Raw genomic sequence first — 21,754 nt, 5'->3', positions numbered from 1 at the left:
GATGAGAAATGTCCGTTACCTGACCAGCATTGCAGTAGCCGCCGTCGGCCTGGCATTCGCGCCGGCCTCGCAGGCGCAGTTGCGCTTCGAAATCACCGGCGTGGGCGCCACCCAGATCCCCATCGCCATCACCGCCTTCCCCGGCGAAGAAGCCGCGCCGCAGCAGATCACCGCCATCATCAAGGCCGACCTGGCCCGCAGCGGCGTGTTCAAGCTCATCGACAACAGCGATGCACTGTCGGATTCGTCCACCATCAACTACGCCGACTGGCAAAAGCGCGGCGCCAACGCGCTGGCCGTGGGCAGCGTACAACGCCTGGCCGATGGCCGCTTCGACGTGCGCTACCGCCTGTTCGACACCGTGCAATCGAGCCAGCTCTCGGCACTGTCCTTCGGCAGCCAATCGCAACTGATCCGCCTGACCGCGCACAAGATCGCCGACGACATCTACCAGAAACTGACCGGCATCCCGGGCATCTTCTCGACCCGCATCGCCTACGTCACCAAGTCGGGCAGCGAATACCGCCTGGAAGTGGCCGACGCCGATGGCGAAGGCAACCAGGTCGCGCTGCGCTCGAACGAACCCATCATTTCGCCCTCCTGGTCGCCCGATGGCACCAAGGTGGCCTACGTTTCGTTCGAAGCCAAGAAACCCATCGTCTACATCCAGAACCTGGTGACCCGCCAGCGCTCCATCGTCGCCAACTTCAAGGGCAGCAACTCGGCCCCCTCCTGGTCACCGGACGGCTCGCGCCTGGCGGTAGCACTGTCGCGCGACGGCCTGACCCAGGTCTACGTCATCAATGCCGACGGCTCCGGCCTGCGCCGCCTGACCAACACGTCCGGCATCGATACCGAGCCACGCTTCTCGCCTGACGGCGGCAGCATTTACTTCACCAGCGACCGCAGCGGCGGCCCGCAGATCTACAAGGTGAGCGTGGACGGCGGCAACGCCCAGCGCGTCACCTTCAATGGCAGCTACAACATCAGCCCGCGTATTTCGCCCGACGGCAAAACGCTGGCCTTCATCTCGCGCCGCGACGGCCGCTTCCAGCTGTACGCGCTGGACCTGACCAATGGCCAGGAGCAACGCCTGTCGGACACCGACCGAGACCAATCGCCCAGCTTTGCCCCCAACGGCAAATACATTATGTACGCGACGGAAGCTGGTCGTCGCGGATCCCTTGCCATCGTATCCGTCGATGGCCGTGTCAAGCAGCGTCTGACAACGCAAGTCGGTGATATCAGGGAACCGACTTGGGGTCCGTTCATGAAATAAAGAAATCTAACATTCACATTCATCACGACAAGGAGAAATCCAAAATGCGTACCATCAGCACCCTCGCCCTCATCGTCTCCAGCGCTGTTCTGCTGGCCGCTTGCTCCTCCACCAAACTGGACGACAAGAACGCCCCTGTTGAAAACCGCGCCGGTTCCGGCACCGGCGCCGACATGCGCGCCGTCGGCACCGTCAACGCCGGTTCCGCCGACCCGCTGAACGACCCGCAAGGCGTTCTGGCCAAGCGCAGCGTCTACTTCGACTACGACAGCTACACCGTCAAGGACGAATACCGCGCTGTGGTTGAAAACCACGCCAAGTACCTGGTTGCCCACAAGGACCGCAAAGTGATCATCCAAGGTAACACCGATGATCGCGGCGGCGCCGAGTACAACCTGGCCCTGGGCCAGAAGCGTGCAGAAGCCGTGCGCAAGGCACTGGTGCTGCTGGGCGTGTCGGAATCGCAAGTCGAAGCCGTATCCTTCGGCAAGGAAAAGCCTAAGGCCCTGGGCCAGGACGAAGCTTCCTACGCTGAAAACCGTCGCGCCGACATCGCTTATCAATGATCGACATGCGTACCGCTTTCAAACTGAAATCGGTAACTGTGGCGGCCGTGCTGGCCGCCACAGCCTGGTTACCGCTCACCGCCCACGCTGGCCTGTTTGACGACGACGAAGCGCGCAAGGCGATCCTGGACATCCGCGCCAAGATCGAAGCCCTGCAGCACGACGTTGCCAACAAGGCTGACAAAAACAGTGTGCTCACACTCTCCGACCGCAACGACAACCTGCAATCGCAGATCTCGGCGCTGCGCGGCCAGATCGAAGTGCTGACCAACGAGATCACCAACGCCCAGCAGCGGCAAAAAGATTTTTACGTTGACCTCGACGCGCGCCTGCGCAAGCTCGAACCGCAACAGGTCAATGTCGACGGCCAGACGGTTGCCGTCGGCGTCTCCGAACAGCAGGCCTACGATGCTGCGCTGTCCCAGTTCAAGGGCGGCGACTACAAGGGCGCGGCCAATGCCTTCGCCGACTTCATCAAACGCTACCCGCAATCAGGCTACGCCGCCTCGGCACAGTACTGGCAAGGCAACTCCCTGTACGCCCAGCGCGACTACAAGGGCGCCATCGCGGCCCAGCAGAACGTCGTGAAGAACTACCCGGACAATCCCAAGGTAGCCGACGCCATGCTCAACATCGGCAGCTCGCAAGCCGAACTGAAAGACAAGGCCGCCGCCAAGAAAACGCTGGAGCAATTGATCGCGAAATACCCGAACAGCCCGGCCGCCCAGACCGCCAAGGAACGCCTGCCTGGGCTGAAGTAATAGGTTTTGCGGCAAACGTGGCTCTTGTATAGCGTTTTACGCAGGGATTTGACACCGTCAATGAAGTTTGCCTATAATTGCGGTCTTTCGGGTCGTTAGCTCAGTTGGTAGAGCAGCGGACTTTTAATCCGTTGGTCGCAGGTTCGAGTCCCGCACGGCCTACCAGAAATTCAGCAGTAACAAAAAGGGTTCCAAGTCATTGGAACCCTTTTTTATTTTTATCGCAAGACATCTCCGCGCTGCGGCTTCGCCCGGTAACATCCCCAAGCACGGCCGCAACGCTCAGCGCAAACTGCTTCGCAATGCTAGGGATTTAACATCCCGGCCAGACGCAGTACTTCATCGATCGCCTTGTCGTCATCCAGCTCGCCGCGCAGCGCTGCCGCTACCGCATTGCCAGCGTCGCGCTGGAACTCCGCATAACCGGGCATGCGCGGCCTGACCCAGACGGTATCCATCGATGCCCGTACCGAAGAATAGAAGCCGTTGAAAATCGCATCGTTTTCCTTGCGTTCCCAGGACGACACCAGCGCCGGCTGTCCATGGTTTTCGGGAATCGTCCGGTCCTGGATGTGCCCGCCAACCATGTACGCGACAAAGGCCAGCGCAGCCTGCGGCGCTTTCGAATAACGCGATACGCCCAGCGCGGTGCCGCCGATAGCGGAGCCGGCATGATACGGCGCCCGTAAACCGGCGAAATCGGCAAAGGCCAGCGGCTTGCGCATGTCGGCTTCGCCGTAAGTCGCATAACCGTAGACGCAAGGGCAATACGCGATGTCGTCGCGCGCCACCATGGCTTCATGCAGGTCGATGCTGTTCCAGCCCAGGGCTTCCGGCGGGCAAAACGCCAGCAAGCGTCGAACCCATTGCAGGCCGTCCTTGAATGCGGCGCGATCGATCGCGAAGGCTTGATCCGGCGCCGTGCTCCACGGCTGTCCCTGATTCGCCATCAAGGCGGCAACGGCGAGCAAGGCATGCGGCGTTTCCACGCTCAGGCCCAGTTTCAATCCCCGTTTTTGCAAACGTTCGCCCAAGGCCACCGCCTGCGCCCAGGTCTTCGGCACTGCTTCGCCCGCGGCGTCGAGCAAGTCCTGGCGCACCAGCGCGTGCTGGGTCGCGGCATCGATAGGCGCGCCCCAGACGCTGCCCCGATAACGGTAGCTGGTCAGCGATGCGCCGACGTAATTACGGTCGGCCTGTTCACCGAACAGATCCGGGAAATGTTTTTCCAGCGGCAGAAATACTTCTCCCTTTGCAATGTCGCCGCTGAAAGGATGGTCGTAAATCACCATGTCGTAAGCGCGTGCGACGCCGTCGATGCCCTGATGCTCGAAGTCGCTCAGGGGCCGCTGGTCGACTTTGATCTCGATCCCGGGATGCGCGGCGTGAAAGCCCTCAAGCGCCGCCAGCAGCGGATCGACAGCACGCCGGTGGCTCCAGCAAATAATGCGCAGCAGTGTCCGTTCGCTCATGCAGCCACCTTTGCCGGATCGCGTTCCATCACAGTCAGGTGCTCGCAGGCGATGACGACTTCCTGGCGCTGATTGAACATTTCCACCAGTTCGATCAGCAGGCCATTTTCCGGTTTCTTATGGTCGCGCTTTTCCTTGATCGTGGTCTTGACCGTGATCGTGTCGCCGATAAACACCGGCCGGATAAAACGCAGCCGGTCGTAGCCGTAAGAAATGCCGCGCGGATTGATCACGCCGGTGGTCATGCCGATGCCGACGCTGAAGATCAGCGTGCCATGCGCAATGCGCTGCTTGAACGGCTGGGTCGCGCACCATTCGGCATCGACGTGGTGCGGATAATAATCGCCGGTCTGGCCGGCATGCATGACGATATCGGCTTCGGTAATGGTGCGGCCGGTGGACAGGCGGAAATCGCCGATCACGTATTCTTCAAAATATTTTTCGACAATCATTATTGGTTCTCCTGAGTATGAAATTGCGCACGGATGGCGGCAGTGTCTTCGCCGATCTTCGGCGCGCCTTTGCGTGAAGTCAGAATGCGGCCGTCGATGCGGATCGGGCAGCGTGTTGTCACCAGCCTGGCGCCGCTGCCGGTAAACACTTCCTGCACCATGTTCAGCGCCTTGAATCCCTCATGCTCGATCAGGCGCGGCCAGCTCAGCACATCGGCGCACCAGATATCGGCCGGCTCCAGAATTGCCAGCCAGTACGCGGTCGATTGCTGGCGCAGATGCTTCCACAAGATGTTCTTGATGACATCCCGCTCGGAGAACCAGCGCGTGCGGTCGCCGTATTCCAGCAACGCATCGCAACCCAGCAATTCCCCCAGGCGTTCGACCGGATTCATGGCAATCGCCATGTATCCATCGGCAGTGGCATACACGCCGTAAGGCGCGCTCAGATAGGCGCTGGCGCTGCCGATCTCGCTGCGTTGCGGCGGCGTGCCGTCGCCGTTCAGATAGGTGCTGATCAGTTCGAACTGGAAGTCCAGCGTCGATTCCAGCAGGCTGGCATCGACCCGGCCGCCCTGCCCGGTAATGCCGCGCCGGACCAGCGCCGCCAGGATGCCTTGCACCAGATGCGCGCCGGTGAAGATGTCGGCCACCGCCACGCCGACCGGCGTCGGCCCGTGATCGGCATTGCCGTTCAACCAGGTCAGGCCGGACAGCGATTGCACCAGCAGGTCCTGGCCCGGCTTGTCGCGCCACGGCTCTTCGCTGCCGTCGCCGGTGATCGAGGCATACACCAGCCGCGGGTTGGCCTTGCGCACGCTATCGCAGTCGAAGCCGAGCCGGTCCATGATGCCGGGACGGAAATTCTGGATCAGCACATCGGCTTGCGCGATCAGCTTCCAGATTTCCTCCCGGTCGGCGGCGTCTTTCAGATTGGCGGCAAAGCTGCGCTTGTTGCGGTTGATGGTATGGAACAAGGTGCTATCGCCGTCCAGCTCCAGATTCGATACATACAATTGGCGGCTCAAATCGCCGCCGTCCGGCCGCTCGATCTTGATGACGTCGGCGCCCAGGTCGGCTAGCCGCAGCCCGGCCGACGGGCCGGCCAGGAACTGGCTGAAATCCAGCACCAGCAAACCCTGCAATGGCAAGACCGGCGTAGTGTCAGCTGCGGCTGCGCTCTTGTGATTGGTCGAAGACATGATGTTTTTTTCCTGAAAAATAAATGATTACTGCATCAGCAGCGACGGCAACAGCAATGAGATTTGCGGCACGGCAGTGACCAGCGTCAGCACGATCAGCATCGCCAGCAGCAGTGAGAGCGATTCCTTGGTGGCGTTGGCGAGGGATACTTTCAAGATGCTGCAAGTGGTGAACAGCAGCGTGCCGACCGGCGGATGGGCGCCGCCCAGCGTCAGGTTGAGGACCATGATGATGCCGAAATGGACCGGGTCGATACCGAGCTTCAGGATCACCGGCACCAGGATGGGCGTGAGCAGAATCAGCGCGGCGGTGCCTTCGATCACCATGCCGACCAGCAGCAGCAGTACATTGATCAGCAACAGCAACAGGCCCGGGTGATTGGTGAGCGAAATCAGCGTCGATGCCAATTGCGCGGGGATGTCTTCCCACACCATGTAATAGCCGAGCGTGGCGGCGCTGCAGATGATCAGCATCACCACCGATGTCGTGGCGATGGTTTCCGACAGGATGATGGGCACATGCTTCCAGCGCAGTTCGCGATGCAGCACGACGCCGACGAAAGCCGCGTACAGCACCGCAATCGCGCCGGCCTCGGTCGGCGTGAACACACCGCCGCGAATGCCGATGATGATGAACACCGGCAGCGACAAGGCCCATACCGAATCGGTGAACGCGCGCCACAATTCCTTGCCGGTTGCCATTTTCGAGCGCGCCGGCACATAGCCGCGTTTCTTCGACACCAGATACACCGCGACCATCAAGGCAACCGCCAGCAGCAGGCCCGGGATCACGCCGGCGATGAACAGCTTGCCGACCGATACATTGGCCAGATACGCATAGACGATCATGCCGATGCTGGGCGGGATCATCGCCACGATCACCGACGAGCAGGCGATCGTGGCCGCGGCGAATCCGGCGCTATAGCCACCACGCACCATCGACGGTCCGAGCATCTTGGCCAGCATCGCCGCATCGGCATTGGCCGAAGCAGTCAGGCCGCCCATCATCGTCGCCAGCAGGATATTGATTTGCGCCAGTCCACCGACGAAATGACCGACAAAGGCCTCGGCCAGCGCCAGCAGGCGGCGCGTGATACCGGCGGCATTCATGATGCTGCCGGCCAACACGAAGAATGGCAGCGCCAGCAAGGGAAAAGATTCCGTGGTGCTGACGATGCGCTGCGATACCAGGTCAATGGGCAGATCGCCGCCGATGAAGAAATACAGCATCGCCGGCGCGATCATGGCAATGGCCACCGGCACATTGATCGCCAGCAGCAGGAACATCAGAAAAGCAGGCCATAAAGTCATTTGGGTTCTCCCGGCTGGCGCAGGCGGCGCACGGCGAACATGGTGTGGCGTATCGTCATCAGCATGAAGCCGACGGCGGCGCCGCTATAGGTGACACTTTGCGGTATGCGCAAAATCGTGGTCGGCGCGTCGATGGTAGCGATCGAAAACTTGAGCGCCAGTCCGGCCACGGCCGCCAGCGTCAGGAACACAAAGATATCCACCAGCAATTGCAGCAATCTGCGCGGCGCCGCCGGCAGATACTCGATCGCCAGATCGATGGAAATATGCTCGCCGCGCTTGAAGACGGCAGCCGCGCCAACGAACACGGTCCAGGCGAACGCGATGCCGGCGACCTCACCGCTCCAGGCCGCAGGCTGCGCCAGCAGGTAGCGCGTGACCACGCCCCAGGTGACGGACAGCACGATGATGATCAGGCCGATGCCGGCGACGATTTCTTCCAGCGACAGGTCGGAGAAACGGATTTCTTTCTCCGGCGGGCTGTCGGCGTTGACGGATAGTTCAGACATGGGGATGCCTCCAGATGAAACTGGTATTGATCAAGAAAGGAAAGTGGTCTGCCGCTACTTCTGATGCTGCGCAGACCGGACGGGAAAATTACCGGCGGATCACTTCTGATCCAGAATCTTGCGGATGCGCGGGTACAGCCCCGGCGTCCATTTCGGGAAGGCCGAATAGACCGGTGCGGTGGCATCGCGGAACGCCTTGACATTGACATCCGAGACGACCGTCACGCCCTGCTTCTTCAGGTCTTCGATCAGCTTCTTGTCGTTTTCTATGGTGGTCGCAGTCATGGCTTCGCCGGCCTTGACCGATTCTTCGATCAGGATCTTTTGCAGATCGGGTGATAGCGATTCGAAGATTTTTTCATTCATCACCAGGCCGACGTAGGCGGTGAAGTGTCCGGTCAGCGACAGGATCTTGCGTTGCTCCTGCAATTTGGAGCCGACCAGCGAACCGAGCGGCGCTTCGACTGCATCGACCACGTTCTGCGCCAGCGCGCTATAAACCTCGGTCCACGGCAGCGGCACGCCGCGCGCCCCCAGCGCCTTGAAGGTTTCTACCCACATCGGATTGGGTGCGATGCGCACCGTCACGCCCTTGATGTCGGCCGGCGAACGGAACGGCTTGCTGCCGATCATGTTGCGGATGCCGAAAAAGTAATTGAAGGACAAGGCGCGAAAACCGGCCTTCTGCATTTCCTTGTCCATTTCCTTGTACCAGTCGCTGGCCAGCAGCATCTTGAATTGCTGCGGATTGTCGAGCAAATAAGGGCCGTTCATCACGCCCAGGTCGGGCACGTAATCGGCCATGAACGCCGGATCGGCCAATTGGATGATCGGCGCCCCGTGGCGCACCTGCTCATACACCTCTTTATTGGGACCGAGCTGCTCGGACGGAAAAACGCTGATGCGCAGCTTGCCGCCGGAGCGCTCGTTGACCGCTTTGGCAAAAGCTTCCGACGCTTTATGTACCGGCTCGCTGGTGGATAAGGCATGGGCCAGGCGCAACTTGACTTGCGCGGCGGCGGGGATGGCGGTTGCACCGAATGCCATGACGGCACCGAGCGCGAGTAAAATCTGACGCATCTTTGTCTCCTGTAACGGCGAAGCTGCGCTTCACCCGATTAATGTACCGGTGGGCCGGTTTATAAAATATGAGGTCCTGAATACCGAGGCATGCGGCCTGCGGTTTTGCTTTGTCTCTTGCGGCCGTCGAACCGCGTTTTTGCTTATTTACTTGATGCCTGTATCGCTATTTGAAGCTTGCCGCTGATAAACTGACTTTCACATAATTCCATATATGCAAAGTTGATTCTATATACGAAATTTAAAGAGATCAAGTAAAACAATGAAGCAAGCAAACAACAACGAAGAAACGGCTGCGGCCAATGAGCGCCCGGGCGCGCCGGCGCTGGAGAAGGGGCTGGATCTGCTGGAGGCGCTGGCGGACGAACCGGAGGGGCTGACGCAAAAAGCGCTGGCCGAGCGGGTATCGCGCTCGGTCAGCGAAATCTTCCGCATGCTGGGCGTGCTGGAGCAGCGCGGCTACGTGCGGCGCGATCCGCTCACCAATCTGTATGCGCTGACCTTGCGCATGTTCGAACTGGCAAACCGCCATCCGCCGATGCGGCGGCTGCAGCGTGCGGCGCTGCATACGATGGAGCGGCTGGCCGATACGATCGGGCATTCCTGCCATCTGGTGGCGATGAACGGCGACCGCATGATGGTGATCTCGCAAGCCGAACCGCAACACCGGGCGATGGGCTGGTCGGTCAAACTGGGCGCGAGCTTTGCGCTATCGTCGCACTACGCGTCGGCCCGCGTGATCGCGGCATTTCAGCAACAGGACCGCCAGTTGGATATGGTCAAAGCAATGGCGGAACACGATGGTTCGCCCACGACCGAGAAGATTATGCGGCGACTGGCTGCGATTGCAGAAGCCGGCAACGATGTATCGTCCAGCGAAGCCTCCAACGGCGTGATCGACATCAGCTTCCCCGTCCTGAATCACTTCAACCAGGCCGTTGCGGCCTTGACGGTGCCGTTCATGTCTCACGTCGACGGCGGCTACCAGCCGCAAGACCTGGTGCCTATCGTCGGTAAGGCAGCGCGTGAGATTTCGGTGGCGATCGGGGCAATGATTGAGGAGTGATCCTGGACGATCGCCGGCAAAAACAAAGCAGCCAGATAAAAGTTCGTGCGGACTTTTATCTTTTCCAGTTCGTAAGCCGGCAGATCGCCTTTCCGTTTCCCGAACAGAGCACCCCACCCGGCTTGTCGTTTGACATGCCGGGAATCGGGCTAGTGTCCTGCGTTGCTAACGTACCGCACCGAAGCTGCGTGCGCCGCCTGAAGACGTACTCGCCCGGAAATGGCATTCGCCCTGTAGGCTGTTGCCATCCCACTGCAACTTGGTCGGATAACCATCGTTGGCCAACTTGCAGGCGATGAACTTGACCGGATTGTTGTTGTTGGGTGCATTCACGGTGATGAAACCATTGGCACTGATGACGATATTGGCCGACGAACTGCGACGGTAACTGGTGCAAGCGTTGGCGGTCACGTCGAAATACTGTGACGCATTGGCGATGCTGGTGTAGCAATACACGGTAGAGAGATCATAGCCGCAACTATTGTCGATGCGCATCTCGTACTTGCCCTTGCGGGAGAACTTCATGCATTGATTGACCATCGGCTGGGTGCTGTCGCCGCTGCTTGCCGCCGCCCCCGCAACCGGTGCCGTATAGGCGGGGTTCACGCCGCCGCTGCCACCGCCGCCAGTGGCGGCATTGCCGTTGAGGCCGTTGGCCAGTGCCTGGTACTGCGCGGCGTTCTTGCCGCCCGCAGCCGCCATGCCTTGGGCAACCGCTCCCAGCAGCGCACCAAAGCCTCCGCCGGATGAACCGGAAGATGATGCGGAAGAGTTGTTCGGGTTGCTCCGGTTGTAGCGCTTGCCATCGATAAAGCTGGCGATGACCTCGCCACTGGAATTGACCAGGTTCCCGTTGATGAAACTGGAATTGCGCTGCTCGCCGTCGAAACGGTCACCGTTGGCAAAGACGTACGTGGTGCTGACGCCGTCGCGCTGGCCCCGGAGGAAATTGCCGCTGTAGCGGTCACCGTTGCCCCAACGATATTCCCCCTTGCCGGTACGGTCGTCGTTGGAGAACTGGCCACTGTAATGATCGCCGTTGGCCCAATAATAGTCGCCGGTGCCGGAACGCTTCCCCTCTTTCATGACACCGACAAAGCGCTGCGAATAAACGCCATTGTTGAACCAGGTGACGGTTCCCTTGCCTTCTGCCATGCCGTTGACGCATTCTCCGTCCCAAGTCACCGAATCGGTCGGCCGGGGCCCGTTGTTCCAGACTTTGCAACCACCGGAGGAGAGCGTCCAGTCAGGTGGTCCTGGCGGCGGCGCAGAAGGTGCCGCTGACGTCGGCGGCGGCTGGTAAGGCGTGCCGCATGCGGCGATAACGACCAGAACTGCCAGCGAGGACAATCTGGAAAGTATCGAGATGATCTTCATGATTCCCCCCAAGTACGAAATGGATTCTTAGCGGCCATTGTTTGAATCTGTTCCCGATCCCGGCAGTGATCGGGACCGGGTTCTTAACGCTACGCAAGAAATTATAGTGGCGTAAGCGCCGGTTTTCTATCATCCATATGAATGAGATCGCCCCTCAGACCAACAAGCTGAGGCCGATAATGGGGCGCCAAACAAGAACATTATTTCCCAATGAAATCAAGGACCTGCTGGCGACAAATCATCACGGCCTTTGCTTATCGGGCCCCTCTCCCCGCCTCCCTTTACTGCTTGGGCTGCTGGCCCGGAAACCCCAGCTTTTCCAGGAATGCCGACACTATCGGCGACCAGATCTCCACCCCGCCGGAAAACAGCAGGTGCCCGTTCTTCCCGAACGGCGGCAACAAATGGTAGTCGGCCATGCCGCCGGCTTTCACGAAAGCCGCGTGCCAGGCCTTGCTATAGGTCGGGCCGAAGTAAAGGTCATTCTCGGTATAGACCCACAGCATAGGCGCCTTGGTGGTCTTGCCGAACTGGGTATACATGTCCTCCATGCGTCCCGGCTGGCAGGGATTGCCCGGACGCGCAACCGGATCACCGCCAGAGCCGCCGGCGAAGTTGATGGCGCCGACCAGGCCGGCCGGCGCCAGCGCGGCGGTGGCAACCGTCGAATAGCCGCCCACCGATTGCCCTACCAGCAACACGCGCTGCGGGTCGACATAGGATTGCTGCTTTGCATAATCCAGCACCGCCAGGATCTCGGTGCTCGCGGCTTTGGCCATGGGCGCGTAGTCCTTGCTGCTGCAACTGCCGCTGTCTTCCGGATCGAACTGGGTGCTGTACTGGCCGTAACCAATACGGGTCGGCTCGAATACCGCAAAGCCACGCTCGACGAAGTAGCGTACTTGCTTGGTATAACGGAAGCGCGGCGGATCGCGGCGGTTGGTGGGGCTACGGCCGTGGTTCAGGATCAGGATGGGGAATGGGCCGGGGCCGTCCGGTTTGAATTGCGTGATGACGACCTTGCCTGTCTCTTCCTTGCCGTAGAAGTCCTTGACCGTGACATCGATCGATGTCACCGCTTCGTTGAGATCCATCGCCAGTTGCTCGGCGTGAAGGTTGGCGGCCAGGAGCCATGCCGTGAGTAAAAGGAGTTGTCGGCGCATGTTTTTCTTGTCATGGAAATGAAGCTGCAAAAGCAGCCGGAGCCGCTACGCTAACGCTGGCTAGGCGTTCCGGCAAGCACAATGCGCAGGCGCATGGCTGGCTCGCAACAGCATCGGATTTTGGCCAAAGATGCGCCCGGCTCTTTCGCCCGACGATACGCTATCCGATATACTTTCGTTTTTCACCCGCAGGTTTTCGAAATCCTGCCTGCCACCGACGGCGCCAGCCGTTACGCCCACCTCCCGATTGCCAGCCATGTCCGACCAGCCGCCCGAGCCCTTGTTTCCCGATGACGCCGTCAGCGGCGCCGATACCGTTCCGGCGCCACGGCCTTGGATTGCGCTACAGAACGTGCATGAGATCGAAACCTGGATCGACACCTATAACCGCGAGCTGCAAGCGGTCGTCTGGCGCAACAAGCTCAATACGGTCAACGCCGGCCAGGGCATCTGCTTCGCGCTGGAACTGGGGGGTGAAATCTACCTGCACACCACGGCCGAAGGCCTGGTATTGCTGGACGTGACCGAAGAAGCCTCATGGGTCAATCCGGTGATCAGCGCGGCCACTGGTTCGGCGCTGCCGGCCGGCACCGTTTGGGTGCTGCCGCAGGATACGCTGACGCAGCTGATCCTCGGCCTGTCGGGCATGATCGCCACTTCGCAGTTCGTACTCAGGCACGAATACCGCATCGGCAAGGGCCAGCGTCTTGGGTACTGAACCGCGCAAACGCACAGGAAACCACCCGATGAAAAACGCCCTGTTCTTCGCCGCATCGCTCGCACTGGCCAACGCCCATGCCGCGGCCTCCGAACCGACCATGTGCAAACCTGGCGAAAAGGATATCTTCTCCTGCACCACCCACGCCCGGAAGACTGCCTCGCTGTGTGCCTCGCCCGATTTCTCCGCCGGCGGCGGAACGGTGCAATACCGTTTCGGCACACCGGCCAACATCGAACTGCAATATCCGAACACGCCGCAGCCGGCAGCCGGCAAGTTCTTCTTCAGCTCCACCATGTACTCAGGCGGCGGCGAGGCACATATCCGCTTCGCCAACGGCGGCTACGACTACATCCTGTTCGACCGCACCGTGCGCACCAACTTCAAGGGGCCGACCAACGATCCGCAATTCTCGTCCGGCATCGTGGTGCGCGGCCCCAAGGTCGGCAAAGCCAGCACGCGCGGTTGCACCAACGACGCATCGATCAAGTCCGACGCCTATGAAGCGCTGCCCAAGGAAGAGTTCGAAGACCTGAACTGAGCCCGCATTCCCGGCCAACCTCTCTGCACACCATGCACAACACCGGAAGGATAGCTTTATGAATGAACGCACTCTCATCATCGTCGGCGCCATCAACATGTTCATTGCCGTCTGTTGCGGCGCCTTCGGCGCGCACGGACTGAAGAAGATACTTTCCGATGAGATGCTGGTGATCTGGCATACCGCCGTCACCTACCAGGTCATGCATGCGCTGGGCATGATCGCCGTCGCCCTGCTGATGCCCAAATTCGGCGGCGCGATGATGAGCTGGGCCGGCAACCTGATGCTGGTCGGCATCGTGATCTTCAGCGGCAGCCTCTACCTGCTGGCGCTGACCGGCACACGCGTGCTGGGCGCGATCACGCCCATCGGCGGCGTCGCCTTCCTGGCGGCGTGGCTGCTGGTGGGATGGTCGGCATACAAGGGCATGCGCTGAACGCAAGCGCTTGCCGGCAACAAAAAACGCAGCCGGTTTATTACCGGACTGCGTTTTTTATTGGCCGTGGCTGTCGGGCGGCGTCAGGCTGCCGTACCGTTCAACGCCGCCTTTACCAACTCATCGATCTCGCCGGTAATGTTGGACAGCACACCGGCCACAACCGAAAATTCCCGGCCGGCCTGGCCCGAACGGGCCGCCACGATGCGGGCATTGAACGCCACCATCTTGGCTTCGCGGGCAATGGTCTCGATATCTGTCATGATGCCGCGCAACTGGTCGCGCATGAGCCGCGAATGCTTCCTGGATTGTTCCTCGTAGATCCCGGTGATCTGGTTCAGCACCGCCAGCAGCGGCGTGGTCTCCTTCACCAGCGCTTCCAGCAGTTCCGGGGCTGACTTGAGCTTGTCCTCGATGGCGTTGAGCGCACGGCCCGCCAGCTCGCTGAAATGCACGATACGCGCATCGCCTTGCGGCTTGCCGAAATAGACCTCCTCCAGTTCCGGACAAAACACGCCCGGCAGCTCACCGGAGCGCCTGAGCAAAGCCTGATGCGCCCCACGGAACAGGGCCAGCGCTTCGCGCGCGGTCGCCACTGCGCCTTCGTGGCCCTGCGCACCCAGCACCGCATACAGCACCAGCCGCTGCGACGTGAAGCGCCGGCGGCCCGAGAGGTTGATCAGCGCACCGAATACTTCGCCTGACAACGGCGCCACGCCGGAATCATCTGAGGAAGACGCCTCGCTATGCCCCTGCGGCATCGCGCGCGCATCGTTGACGGCCGCAAACGGGATGGGAACAGTGCCATGCATTTCCTGCACGGCGGCCTGGCTGGACATGGCTCACCTCACTGGTTCAAGCGGCTTCACGCGCCGGATGCGCCTGTTTGCGGTAGAGGAATTCCAGCACCGCGGTACGGTACTCGGAGTACTGCTGGTCCTGCGCCAGCGCAACCCGCTCGCGCGGACGCGGCAACCCGACTTCGAGGATCTCGCCGATCGTTGCCGCCGGGCCGTTGGTCATCATGACGATGCGGTCCGACAGCAGTACGGCCTCGTCGACATCGTGCGTCACCATGACTACGGTGGACTCGGTCTTGGCCACGATCTTGAGCAGCTCGTCCTGCAGGTGGGCGCGCGTCAGTGCATCGAGCGCTCCGAACGGCTCGTCCATCAGCAAGACCTTGGGCTCCATCGCCAGCGCGCGGGCGATGCCCACCCGCTGCTTCATGCCGCCGGAGATTTCATTGGGGCGCCTGGTCTCGGCCGCCGACAGGCCCACCAGCGCCAGCGCGGCGCGCGTGCGGTCGCGCAGTTGGGTGCGGTCCTCAAGCGCGCCGAACACGCGCTCCACGCCGAGGTAGATGTTCTCGTAGCAGGTCAGCCAGGGCAGCAGCGAATGATTCTGGAACACCACCGCGCGCTCCGGCGACGGGCCGCCGATCTCGCGGTTGGCGCACAGCAGGACGCCTTCACTGGGCCGGGTCAGGCCGGCGATCAGGTTCAGCAGGGTCGACTTGCCGCAGCCGGAGTGGCCGATCAGCGTGACGAACTCGCCCTTGGCGACCGTCAGGTTGATATCGCGCAGCGCATGGAAACTGCCCTTCCTGGTGTTGAACACCATTTCCACGCCGTGGATGTCGATGAATTTGCCGTTGATGTTTTCCATGATGTCCCCCGCGTTCGGTTTCAGTTGCTGACCTGTTCATAGGTGAATGCCTTGGCCAGCGCCACCAGCGCCTGCTCCAGGATCAGACCGACCACGCCGATGACGACGATGGCGATGATGATGTGCGGCACGTTCAGGTTGTTCCATTCATCCCAGACCCAGAAGCCGATGCCCACGCCGCCGGTCAGCATCTCGGCGGCGACGATCACCAGCCAGGCGGTACCGATGGACAGCCGCACACCGGTCAGCATGTAAGGCAGCACCGAGGGAAACAGGATCTTGGTCAGGATCTTCCATTCCGACAGGTTCAGCACGCGCGCCACGTTCATGTAGTCCTGCGGCACGCGCTGCACGCCCACTGCGGTGTTGATGATCATCGGCCAGATCGAGCAGATGAAGATCGACCAGATCGCCGCCGGGTTGGCCGACTTGAACACCAGCAGGCCGATCGGCAGCCAGGCCAGCGGCGACACCGGCTTCAACAGGCTGATGATGGGGCCGAACATGGCCGACAGGAACTGCACGCGGCCGATGGCGAACCCCAGCGGAATGCCAACCAGCGCCGCCAGGCCGAAGCCCACGCCCACGCGCTGCAGCGAAGCCAGCACGTTCCAGCCGATGCCCTGGTCATTGGGGCTGTTGCGATAGAAGGGATCGGAGAACATGCTGATCGCTTCCTGCAGCGTCGCCAGCGGCGTCGGGAAACTGCTGTTCTTCAAGGCGATGATCTGCCAGACCAGCACCAGCACTGCCACCCCCAGCAGCGGCGGCACAATGCGCATGAAGGCGCCGCTGCCGGCGATGCGGCGCCTGGCCGCACGGGATGCGGCAGCCGGCGCAGGCGTCGCCGCCCGGGCCTCGTTGGCGGCTTCGGCGCCACGCACCGCGGCAGGCGCCTCGGCGGCCGGCTTGGCGTTATCGCCCATGATGTTTTCCATGACTGCGCTCATTTCGACTCCCCTCCTGATGGAACTTCAATCGCATGCGGCCGGCGATCAGACCTTGATCTTGAACGACTGCGCGTAGGCCGCCGGATTCTTGCCATCCCACACGGTGCCGTCCATGAACTTGGACGTGCGCATGACATCCTTGGGCACCGGCGTCTTGGTCATCGCCGCAGCGTCCTTGAACAGGTCGATCTGGTTGACCGCCTTGGCCACGGCGAGGTAATCCGGATCGCTCTTCAACAGGCCCCAGCGGCGGTGCTGGGTCATGAACCACATGCCGTCCGACAGGTACGGGAAGTTGACCGTGCCGTCGTCGTAGAACTTCATGTAGTTGGGGTCGTCCCAGGTCTTGCCCAGGCCGTTCTGGTAGCGGCCCAGGATGCGCTGGTCGATCACGTCCTTGCTGGTGTTGACGTAAGACTTGTCGGCGATGACCTCGGCCATCTTGTTCTTGTTGGTCAGCGAAGCATCGATCCATTTGCTGGCATCGAGGATGGCGGCCATCATCGCGCGGCAGGTGTTGGGGTATTTCTTGACGAATTCCAGCGAGGTACCCAGCACCTTTTCCGGGTGGTCTTTCCAGATGTCCTGGGTGGTGGTGGCGGTGATGCCCACGCCATCGACGATGGCGCGATGGCCCCAGGGCTCGCCCACACAGAAGCCATCCATGTTCCCGACGCGCATGTTGGCCACCATCTGCGGCGGCGGCACGGTGATGACCTTGGCATCCTTCATCGGATTGATGCCGTTGGCCGCCAGCCAGTAGTACAGCCACATCGCGTGGGTGCCGGTGGGGAAGGTCTGGGCGAAGGTGTATTCGCGCTTGTCGATCTGCATCAGCTTGGCCAGCGAAGCGCCATCCACCGCGCCCTTGTCGGCCAGCTTCTTGGACAGCGTGATGGCCTGGCCATTGTGGTTCAGGCCCATCAGCACCGCCATGTCCTTCTTCTGCCCGCCGATGCCCAGTTGCACGCCGTAGATCAGGCCGTACAGCACGTGGGCGGCGTCCAGTTCGCCGTTGGTCAGCTTGTCGCGCACACCGGCCCAGGAGGCCTCCTTGCTGGGCACGATCTTGATGCCGTACTTCTTGTCGAAACCCAGCACCGAAGCCATCACCACCGAGGCACAGTCGGTCAGGGGAATGAAACCGATCTTGACCTCTTCCTTCTCCGGTTTGTCGGAACCGGCCGCCCAGGCGCCGCCGGTGGCTAAACCCATCATGCTCGCTCCCGCCGCGATGCCCGCGGTATGAATGATCTTGCGGCGCGTACCGTCCACTTCCGCGTCCTTGACTGCCCCGGCCACTGCCTTGCCCGCCTGCTCTTGGAAATCCATGGCATTTCCCCCATTGCTAACCGATAAACAAAAAAAGGCGTATTCCGGCATGAATTGCTTCATGTCGAAAGACGCCTTTGTCTTGGGCGATGCAACCTCCGTTGGCCGCATCTATTGCGCACTCGTTGCGCTACGAGGGCTGGTTCAGCAAAGACCGTGCCAGAGGAATGGAAAACCGTGCGGCATGCCGGCAATCCCCTATGGAAACGGGATCGGCGGTGGATGCGGAAGAACATGCGACCCCGCTTCGGGGGAGGCATGAAACGCCAGCAAAACGAGCGCTTCGCCGCACTTCATTTGTGCCTTGCACCAAATTGGCGGAAGAGAAAAGGAGAGAAAAACAGCCGGAAAGAAATGCTCAGCCCAGCAAGTCCTCGGCATCCAGCAGGCGCTGGGCCACTTCGGAAAGCTTGAGATTGCGGTTCATCGCCATGCCGCGCAGCTTCTGGTAGGCCTGGTCTTCGGACAAGCCCTTGCGCGCCATCAGCACCCCCTTGGCGCGTTCGACCAGTTTGCGTTCGGCCAGCTTGTTCCGGGTATCGGAAAGCTCGGCCAGCAGCTTCTGCTCCTGGCGGAAACGCGCCAACGCCACGTCCAGCACCGGCTTGACCCGTTCGGAATGCAAGCCCGCCACGATATAGGCAGTCACACCGGCGGCCATGGCGGCTTCCATGCTGGAGGTGTCGTCGTCTTCGGTGAACATGACGATGGGGCGGCGTTCATCGCGGGTGGCGATCACGATGTGCTCCAGCACATCGCGCGCATCGGACTCGGCTTCGATGATGATCATGTCCGGCTGCAGGCCGGCAATGCGGTCCGGCAGCGAAAGGTCGGCCGGCAACGCGGCGATGATGTTGTATCCGGCATCCAGCAGCCCGGCACGCAGCGCCTCGGCACGCTGTTGCGCCTGCTCATGCGCGGCTTCGTCATGGTCTTCTTCCAGATGCGGCACGGAATTGACGATGACGATACGCAGCGGACGCCCGCCCGTGGGAGCGGAAGATGTCGATGGGCTACCGGGCTTCATAGAAGGAGGAACTGGCTATCGGCTCTGATGAGAACGCAAACAAGTCAAACTCGCTGATCCGTTTCCAACGATTGCGCTGCGAAGCAGCATGCGATTGACGGCCGGAATAGTACCCCATTGCCGCTCAAAAAACATGCATTGCCGTAAAAACAAGCGCCAGCGCCGGTATGGCATGCCAGAACGATATAGCAAATTCCGCACCATTGGGCGCTTTCCGCTTTCCCGACAAGGCTGGGCGCCTTTTCCTGCCGGTAATCGCAGTGCACGCTGGTTGCCACTCAAGACGCCACGAGCCTATCCACTGCCCAAGCCTGATAACATCCGTCCTGCGGATGGGAGTGCGGCGCTGCCGGCGCCCTGCCACCGGCCTGCCGATACCTGCATTACCGGCCGCCCGCGCCTTTGCCAATTTCCCTCATGAGGTGAGCCTATGAAGAAAAACATCCTCGCAGTCTCTTTCCTGGTTGCCTCGGCGACGCTGTGCGCCCCTTTTGCCCATGCGGCCGAAGAAGACGTCAGCAAGGCCGACCCGGCCCGCTGGTACAAGCCCGACGATACCCCCAAGGCGCGCTACCAGAACCTGGTCAAGGAAGCCAACGCCGCCTACGGCGAGGCTCTGCAGGCCTGCAAGGGCATGCGCGGCAAGCAGGCCAAGAGCTGCCGGGGGGATGCCGGCGCAGCGAAAAAGGCAGACATGGAACGCGCCAAGCGCATCTACAAGGATTACAAAGAGACTGCCCCGGCCGCCTGAATGGCATGGGCGCGGGTCTCAACAAAAAAGCCGGCTCAGCCGGCTTTTTTCTATTGCGTGTTGCCTCACCAAACGCGGCGGTTATACCGGGGAACGCAGGCCCGCCGGCGTTTCCAATATGGACCTTCCGTTAGCGTCCGATCTGGTTACCGATCACGCCCCCCACGGCTGCGCCACCAGCAGTACCGATGCCGCTGCCACCGGTCAACACAGCGCCGCCGACTGCGCCGATACCCGCACCGATTGCGGTGTTCTTGTCACGTTGCGACATGTTGCTGCAACCGGTCAATGCCGAAAAAGCAAACACGGCGATGGAAGTGATCGCGACTTTTTGAATTGTTTTCATGACTGCACCTCATTGAAATGTGGGAGTAAATTTGACGGTTGAAAGCGGCTCGAATTCCTCGCCGCTGGCAAATACCGGCAAACGTTACATCGCTTGCATCCGCTTACTGCAGCTCTGCAGTATCAGGTCATCGGACGCATGATCACGATGGGGTGGCCTGACGGGAAATTGCGACGGTAGACTTGCTGCTGCGAAACGCCATTTTGACTGGCATCGTCCAGACCATGAATGATCACCGCGTTACGAATCGATTTCGAACGCTTGATCTGGGCCATGTCCATGTAGCGGAATTTTTTTTTGCCCCAACTTCTGCAACTGTGCGGAATCCATCGGCGCGTGACGTTCCATTACCGACGATGACCAGCGCGAGGCCGAATCTTCCAATGGCACACCGAGACGTTGGGCGTTGGCCTGCAAGGCCGCTGCCGACATTCCCGCCAGCAGGCAGAATCCAAGTAATGTTTTTTTCATGGTCCCTCCCTGGGGGCCACCCATGTGGCCGTGGGCAAATCGCCATGCAATCGGCCAGAACGCTTGAGGTATTTCTTCGCCCTGCCGCACGACAAACATATGTTCGCCGAAAATGCTGCGGCACAAAATCAGCCCTGTCCGATTCTTGCGTAGGACTCTTCCTACGCTGCGGGCTTGCCCACGGGCACAATTGCTCAGTTTTCAGTGGGCGCCATCTCCGGCCTGATAGGCAGGCTGATGGTGACCAGCGCTCCCTTGCCGGGGGTGGAGCGGATGTCGACCTTGCCGCCGAAATAGGTGGCCCGCTCGCGCAGGCCGCGCAGGCCATAGGTCTTGTGGTTGTCGCGCCGCTCCTCGGGAATGCCCACGCCGTCGTCGCGCACTGTCAGCGCTACATGGTCTTCGTCGATGTCGAGGATGACGTCCACCTTGCTGGCCTTGGCGTGCTTGGTGACGTTGTTGAGCGCCTCCTGCAGCATGCGGTAAATGGCAATCTCCATCTCATGCCCGACTTCCACGTCCTCGTCCGGCAGGCTGGCATGGCAGGCGATGCCGGTGCGCTCGTGCAGCTCGTCGAGCTGTTCCGAAATCGCCGCCTTCAATCCGAACAAATCCAGCGTATTAGGACGCAGTTCTGTCTGGATGCGCCGCGTGGTGGCCACCAGCGATTTCAGCAGCCCCTGCATGCGGGCCTTGCGGTCCATCCATTTTTCGTCGCCTGGCAGCACCTGGTAGACGCCTTCCAAATGCATCGACAAGGCCGTGAGCGAGGCGCCCATGTTGTCGTGCAATTCGCGCGCGATGGCGCGCTTTTCTTCTTCGCGTACCGTCTCCAGGTGATTGGTCAGTTCGCGCAGCAGCGCGGTACGCTGCACCACGGTCTTTTCCAGCTGGCTCTCGCGCTGGCGCAGCACATCCTCGGCCAGTTTGCGCTCGGTGATGTCGGTGCTGATCCCGATCACTCCTTGCACACTGCCGTCCTTGCCGAACCAGGGCACCTTGGCGGTCTGGAAGGTAATCACGCCTTCGGGCAGATGAAGCGTCTGTTCCAGCTTCTCCGGTTTGCCGGACGCCATCACGCGGCGGTCGTCGCGGTCGACGCGGTCGGCCTCTTCCTCGATCATGAACAGCTCGCGGCTGGAGCGGTACATGGTTTCCTCCCAGCTCTTGCCAAGCTTTTGCAGCGTGGCCGGATTGGCGAAAATCATCAGGCCCTGGCGGTTCTTCACAAAGATGGGGTCGCTGGTGCTTTCGCTGACCGCGTTGAGCAGTGCGC

24 protein-coding genes and 1 tRNA gene are annotated in these 21,754 nt (G+C 61.0%); 9 read left to right on the top strand and 16 right to left on the bottom strand.

The features are described from left to right. The first annotated feature begins 1 nt into the window (after position 1). The 4 genes from tolB to AKL28_RS12180 all read left to right on the top strand — a co-directional run bounded on the left by tolB (position 2) and on the right by AKL28_RS12180 (position 2,771). The gene (gene tolB / locus AKL28_RS12195) at positions 2-1,279 is read left to right on the top strand and encodes a Tol-Pal system beta propeller repeat protein TolB (protein ID WP_050468412.1); all 1,278 of its coding nucleotides are present in this window, start codon (positions 2-4) and stop codon (positions 1,277-1,279) included. A 44-nt stretch (positions 1,280-1,323) separates the two neighbouring features. Then, a complete protein-coding gene (pal, locus tag AKL28_RS12190; RefSeq protein ID WP_050468411.1) occupies positions 1,324-1,845 on the top strand; it encodes a peptidoglycan-associated lipoprotein Pal in 522 nt (173 codons plus the stop codon). A gap of 5 nt (positions 1,846-1,850) precedes the next feature. After that, positions 1,851-2,606 carry a tol-pal system protein YbgF gene (gene ybgF, locus AKL28_RS12185; protein ID WP_050468477.1) on the top strand — a complete coding sequence of 252 codons (756 nt, stop codon included), beginning with the start codon at positions 1,851-1,853 and terminating at the stop codon, positions 2,604-2,606. 89 nt (positions 2,607-2,695) lie between these two features. Beyond that, positions 2,696-2,771, top strand: a tRNA-Lys gene (locus AKL28_RS12180). Between the two features lie 140 nt (positions 2,772-2,911). On the opposite strand, the gene AKL28_RS12175 is transcribed toward AKL28_RS12180, so the two are convergent. The 6 genes from AKL28_RS12175 to AKL28_RS12150 form a co-directional block, all read right to left on the bottom strand. Beyond that, positions 2,912-4,078: an ABC transporter substrate-binding protein gene (locus tag AKL28_RS12175; protein WP_050468410.1), complete on the bottom strand. Its 1,167-nt coding sequence runs from the start codon at positions 4,076-4,078 to the stop codon at positions 2,912-2,914. Further along, positions 4,075-4,530, bottom strand: coding sequence for a MaoC/PaaZ C-terminal domain-containing protein (locus AKL28_RS12170; protein WP_050468409.1), 456 nt, complete (start codon positions 4,528-4,530; stop codon positions 4,075-4,077). Before AKL28_RS12170 ends, AKL28_RS12175 begins: the two co-directional genes overlap by 4 nt. Then, entirely contained in the window at positions 4,530-5,732 is a 1,203-nt protein-coding gene (locus AKL28_RS12165) for a CaiB/BaiF CoA transferase family protein (RefSeq protein ID WP_050468408.1), read from the bottom strand. Before AKL28_RS12165 ends, AKL28_RS12170 begins: the two co-directional genes overlap by 1 nt. 27 nt (positions 5,733-5,759) lie before the next feature. After that, a complete protein-coding gene (locus AKL28_RS12160) occupies positions 5,760-7,043 on the bottom strand; it encodes a TRAP transporter large permease (RefSeq protein WP_050468407.1) in 1,284 nt (427 codons plus the stop codon). Beyond that, the gene (locus AKL28_RS12155) at positions 7,040-7,552 is read right to left on the bottom strand and encodes a TRAP transporter small permease (protein ID WP_050468406.1); all 513 of its coding nucleotides are present in this window, start codon (positions 7,550-7,552) and stop codon (positions 7,040-7,042) included. The genes AKL28_RS12160 and AKL28_RS12155 overlap by 4 nt, the downstream gene beginning before the upstream one ends. A gap of 99 nt (positions 7,553-7,651) precedes the next feature. Next, on the bottom strand, positions 7,652-8,632 hold the full coding sequence (locus AKL28_RS12150) for a C4-dicarboxylate TRAP transporter substrate-binding protein (protein ID WP_050468405.1): 981 nt from the start codon (positions 8,630-8,632) through the stop codon (positions 7,652-7,654). A 262-nt stretch (positions 8,633-8,894) separates the two neighbouring features. Here AKL28_RS12150 and AKL28_RS12145 point away from each other — a divergent pair, with 262 nt between their 5' ends. Further along, on the top strand, positions 8,895-9,698 hold the full coding sequence (locus AKL28_RS12145) for an IclR family transcriptional regulator (protein WP_050468404.1): 804 nt from the start codon (positions 8,895-8,897) through the stop codon (positions 9,696-9,698). 165 nt (positions 9,699-9,863) lie between these two features. On the opposite strand, the gene AKL28_RS12140 is transcribed toward AKL28_RS12145, so the two are convergent. Further along, positions 9,864-11,075 (bottom strand): MORN repeat-containing protein, encoded by a 1,212-nt coding sequence (locus tag AKL28_RS12140; RefSeq protein ID WP_082221468.1) that lies wholly within the window; start codon positions 11,073-11,075, stop codon positions 9,864-9,866. Positions 11,076-11,356: 281 nt separating this feature from the next. Next, the gene (locus AKL28_RS12135) at positions 11,357-12,238 is read right to left on the bottom strand and encodes an alpha/beta hydrolase family protein (protein ID WP_082221473.1); all 882 of its coding nucleotides are present in this window, start codon (positions 12,236-12,238) and stop codon (positions 11,357-11,359) included. A gap of 256 nt (positions 12,239-12,494) precedes the next feature. Between AKL28_RS12135 and AKL28_RS12130 the strand changes: the two genes are divergently transcribed. From AKL28_RS12130 to AKL28_RS12120, 3 genes are read left to right on the top strand one after another with little or no spacing between them, the layout of a single operon-like run. Further along, positions 12,495-12,956 carry a hypothetical protein gene (locus AKL28_RS12130; protein WP_050468401.1) on the top strand — a complete coding sequence of 154 codons (462 nt, stop codon included), beginning with the start codon at positions 12,495-12,497 and terminating at the stop codon, positions 12,954-12,956. 28 nt (positions 12,957-12,984) lie between these two features. Next, positions 12,985-13,497 carry a hypothetical protein gene (locus AKL28_RS12125; protein WP_050468400.1) on the top strand — a complete coding sequence of 171 codons (513 nt, stop codon included), beginning with the start codon at positions 12,985-12,987 and terminating at the stop codon, positions 13,495-13,497. Positions 13,498-13,555: 58 nt separating this feature from the next. After that, positions 13,556-13,933, top strand: a complete 378-nt coding sequence (locus tag AKL28_RS12120) for a DUF423 domain-containing protein (protein ID WP_050468399.1) — start codon at positions 13,556-13,558, stop codon at positions 13,931-13,933. Positions 13,934-14,016: 83 nt separating this feature from the next. Here the strand turns inward: AKL28_RS12120 and AKL28_RS12115 are convergent, their stop codons facing one another. The 5 genes from AKL28_RS12115 to AKL28_RS12095 all read right to left on the bottom strand — a co-directional run bounded on the left by AKL28_RS12115 (position 14,017) and on the right by AKL28_RS12095 (position 18,910). Beyond that, complete coding sequence (locus AKL28_RS12115) at positions 14,017-14,694, bottom strand: methyl-accepting chemotaxis protein (RefSeq protein ID WP_050468476.1); 678 nt, start codon at positions 14,692-14,694, stop codon at positions 14,017-14,019. Positions 14,695-14,788: 94 nt separating this feature from the next. Then, complete coding sequence (locus AKL28_RS12110; protein WP_050468398.1) at positions 14,789-15,601, bottom strand: ABC transporter ATP-binding protein; 813 nt, start codon at positions 15,599-15,601, stop codon at positions 14,789-14,791. Positions 15,602-15,621: 20 nt separating this feature from the next. After that, positions 15,622-16,551: a nitrate ABC transporter permease gene (ntrB, locus tag AKL28_RS12105; protein WP_050468397.1), complete on the bottom strand. Its 930-nt coding sequence runs from the start codon at positions 16,549-16,551 to the stop codon at positions 15,622-15,624. A 45-nt stretch (positions 16,552-16,596) separates the two neighbouring features. Beyond that, positions 16,597-17,883: a CmpA/NrtA family ABC transporter substrate-binding protein gene (locus AKL28_RS12100; RefSeq protein ID WP_050468396.1), complete on the bottom strand. Its 1,287-nt coding sequence runs from the start codon at positions 17,881-17,883 to the stop codon at positions 16,597-16,599. A gap of 358 nt (positions 17,884-18,241) precedes the next feature. Continuing rightward, positions 18,242-18,910, bottom strand: coding sequence for an ANTAR domain-containing response regulator (locus AKL28_RS12095; RefSeq protein ID WP_050468395.1), 669 nt, complete (start codon positions 18,908-18,910; stop codon positions 18,242-18,244). A 430-nt stretch (positions 18,911-19,340) separates the two neighbouring features. On the opposite strand from AKL28_RS12095, the gene AKL28_RS12090 reads away from it, so the two are divergent. Beyond that, a complete protein-coding gene (locus tag AKL28_RS12090; protein ID WP_050468394.1) occupies positions 19,341-19,661 on the top strand; it encodes a hypothetical protein in 321 nt (106 codons plus the stop codon). A 130-nt stretch (positions 19,662-19,791) separates the two neighbouring features. Here AKL28_RS12090 and AKL28_RS12085 read toward each other — a convergent pair whose 3' ends face one another. The 3 genes from AKL28_RS12085 to AKL28_RS12080 all read right to left on the bottom strand — a co-directional run. Beyond that, positions 19,792-20,007: a glycine zipper 2TM domain-containing protein gene (locus AKL28_RS12085; RefSeq protein WP_050468393.1), complete on the bottom strand. Its 216-nt coding sequence runs from the start codon at positions 20,005-20,007 to the stop codon at positions 19,792-19,794. Between the two features lie 240 nt (positions 20,008-20,247). Beyond that, positions 20,248-20,478, bottom strand: coding sequence for a hypothetical protein (locus tag AKL28_RS24430; protein WP_156226308.1), 231 nt, complete (start codon positions 20,476-20,478; stop codon positions 20,248-20,250). Positions 20,479-20,672: 194 nt separating this feature from the next. Continuing rightward, positions 20,673-21,754: PAS domain-containing sensor histidine kinase (locus AKL28_RS12080; RefSeq protein ID WP_156226307.1), on the bottom strand; the 1,082-nt coding region annotated here is incomplete at its 5' end.

The organism is Herbaspirillum chlorophenolicum (assembly GCF_001189955.1).
GTDB classification, from domain to species: Bacteria; Pseudomonadota; Gammaproteobacteria; order Burkholderiales; family Burkholderiaceae_D; genus Herbaspirillum; species Herbaspirillum chlorophenolicum.
This window is presented reverse-complemented; position numbering and strand designations above follow the sequence as displayed.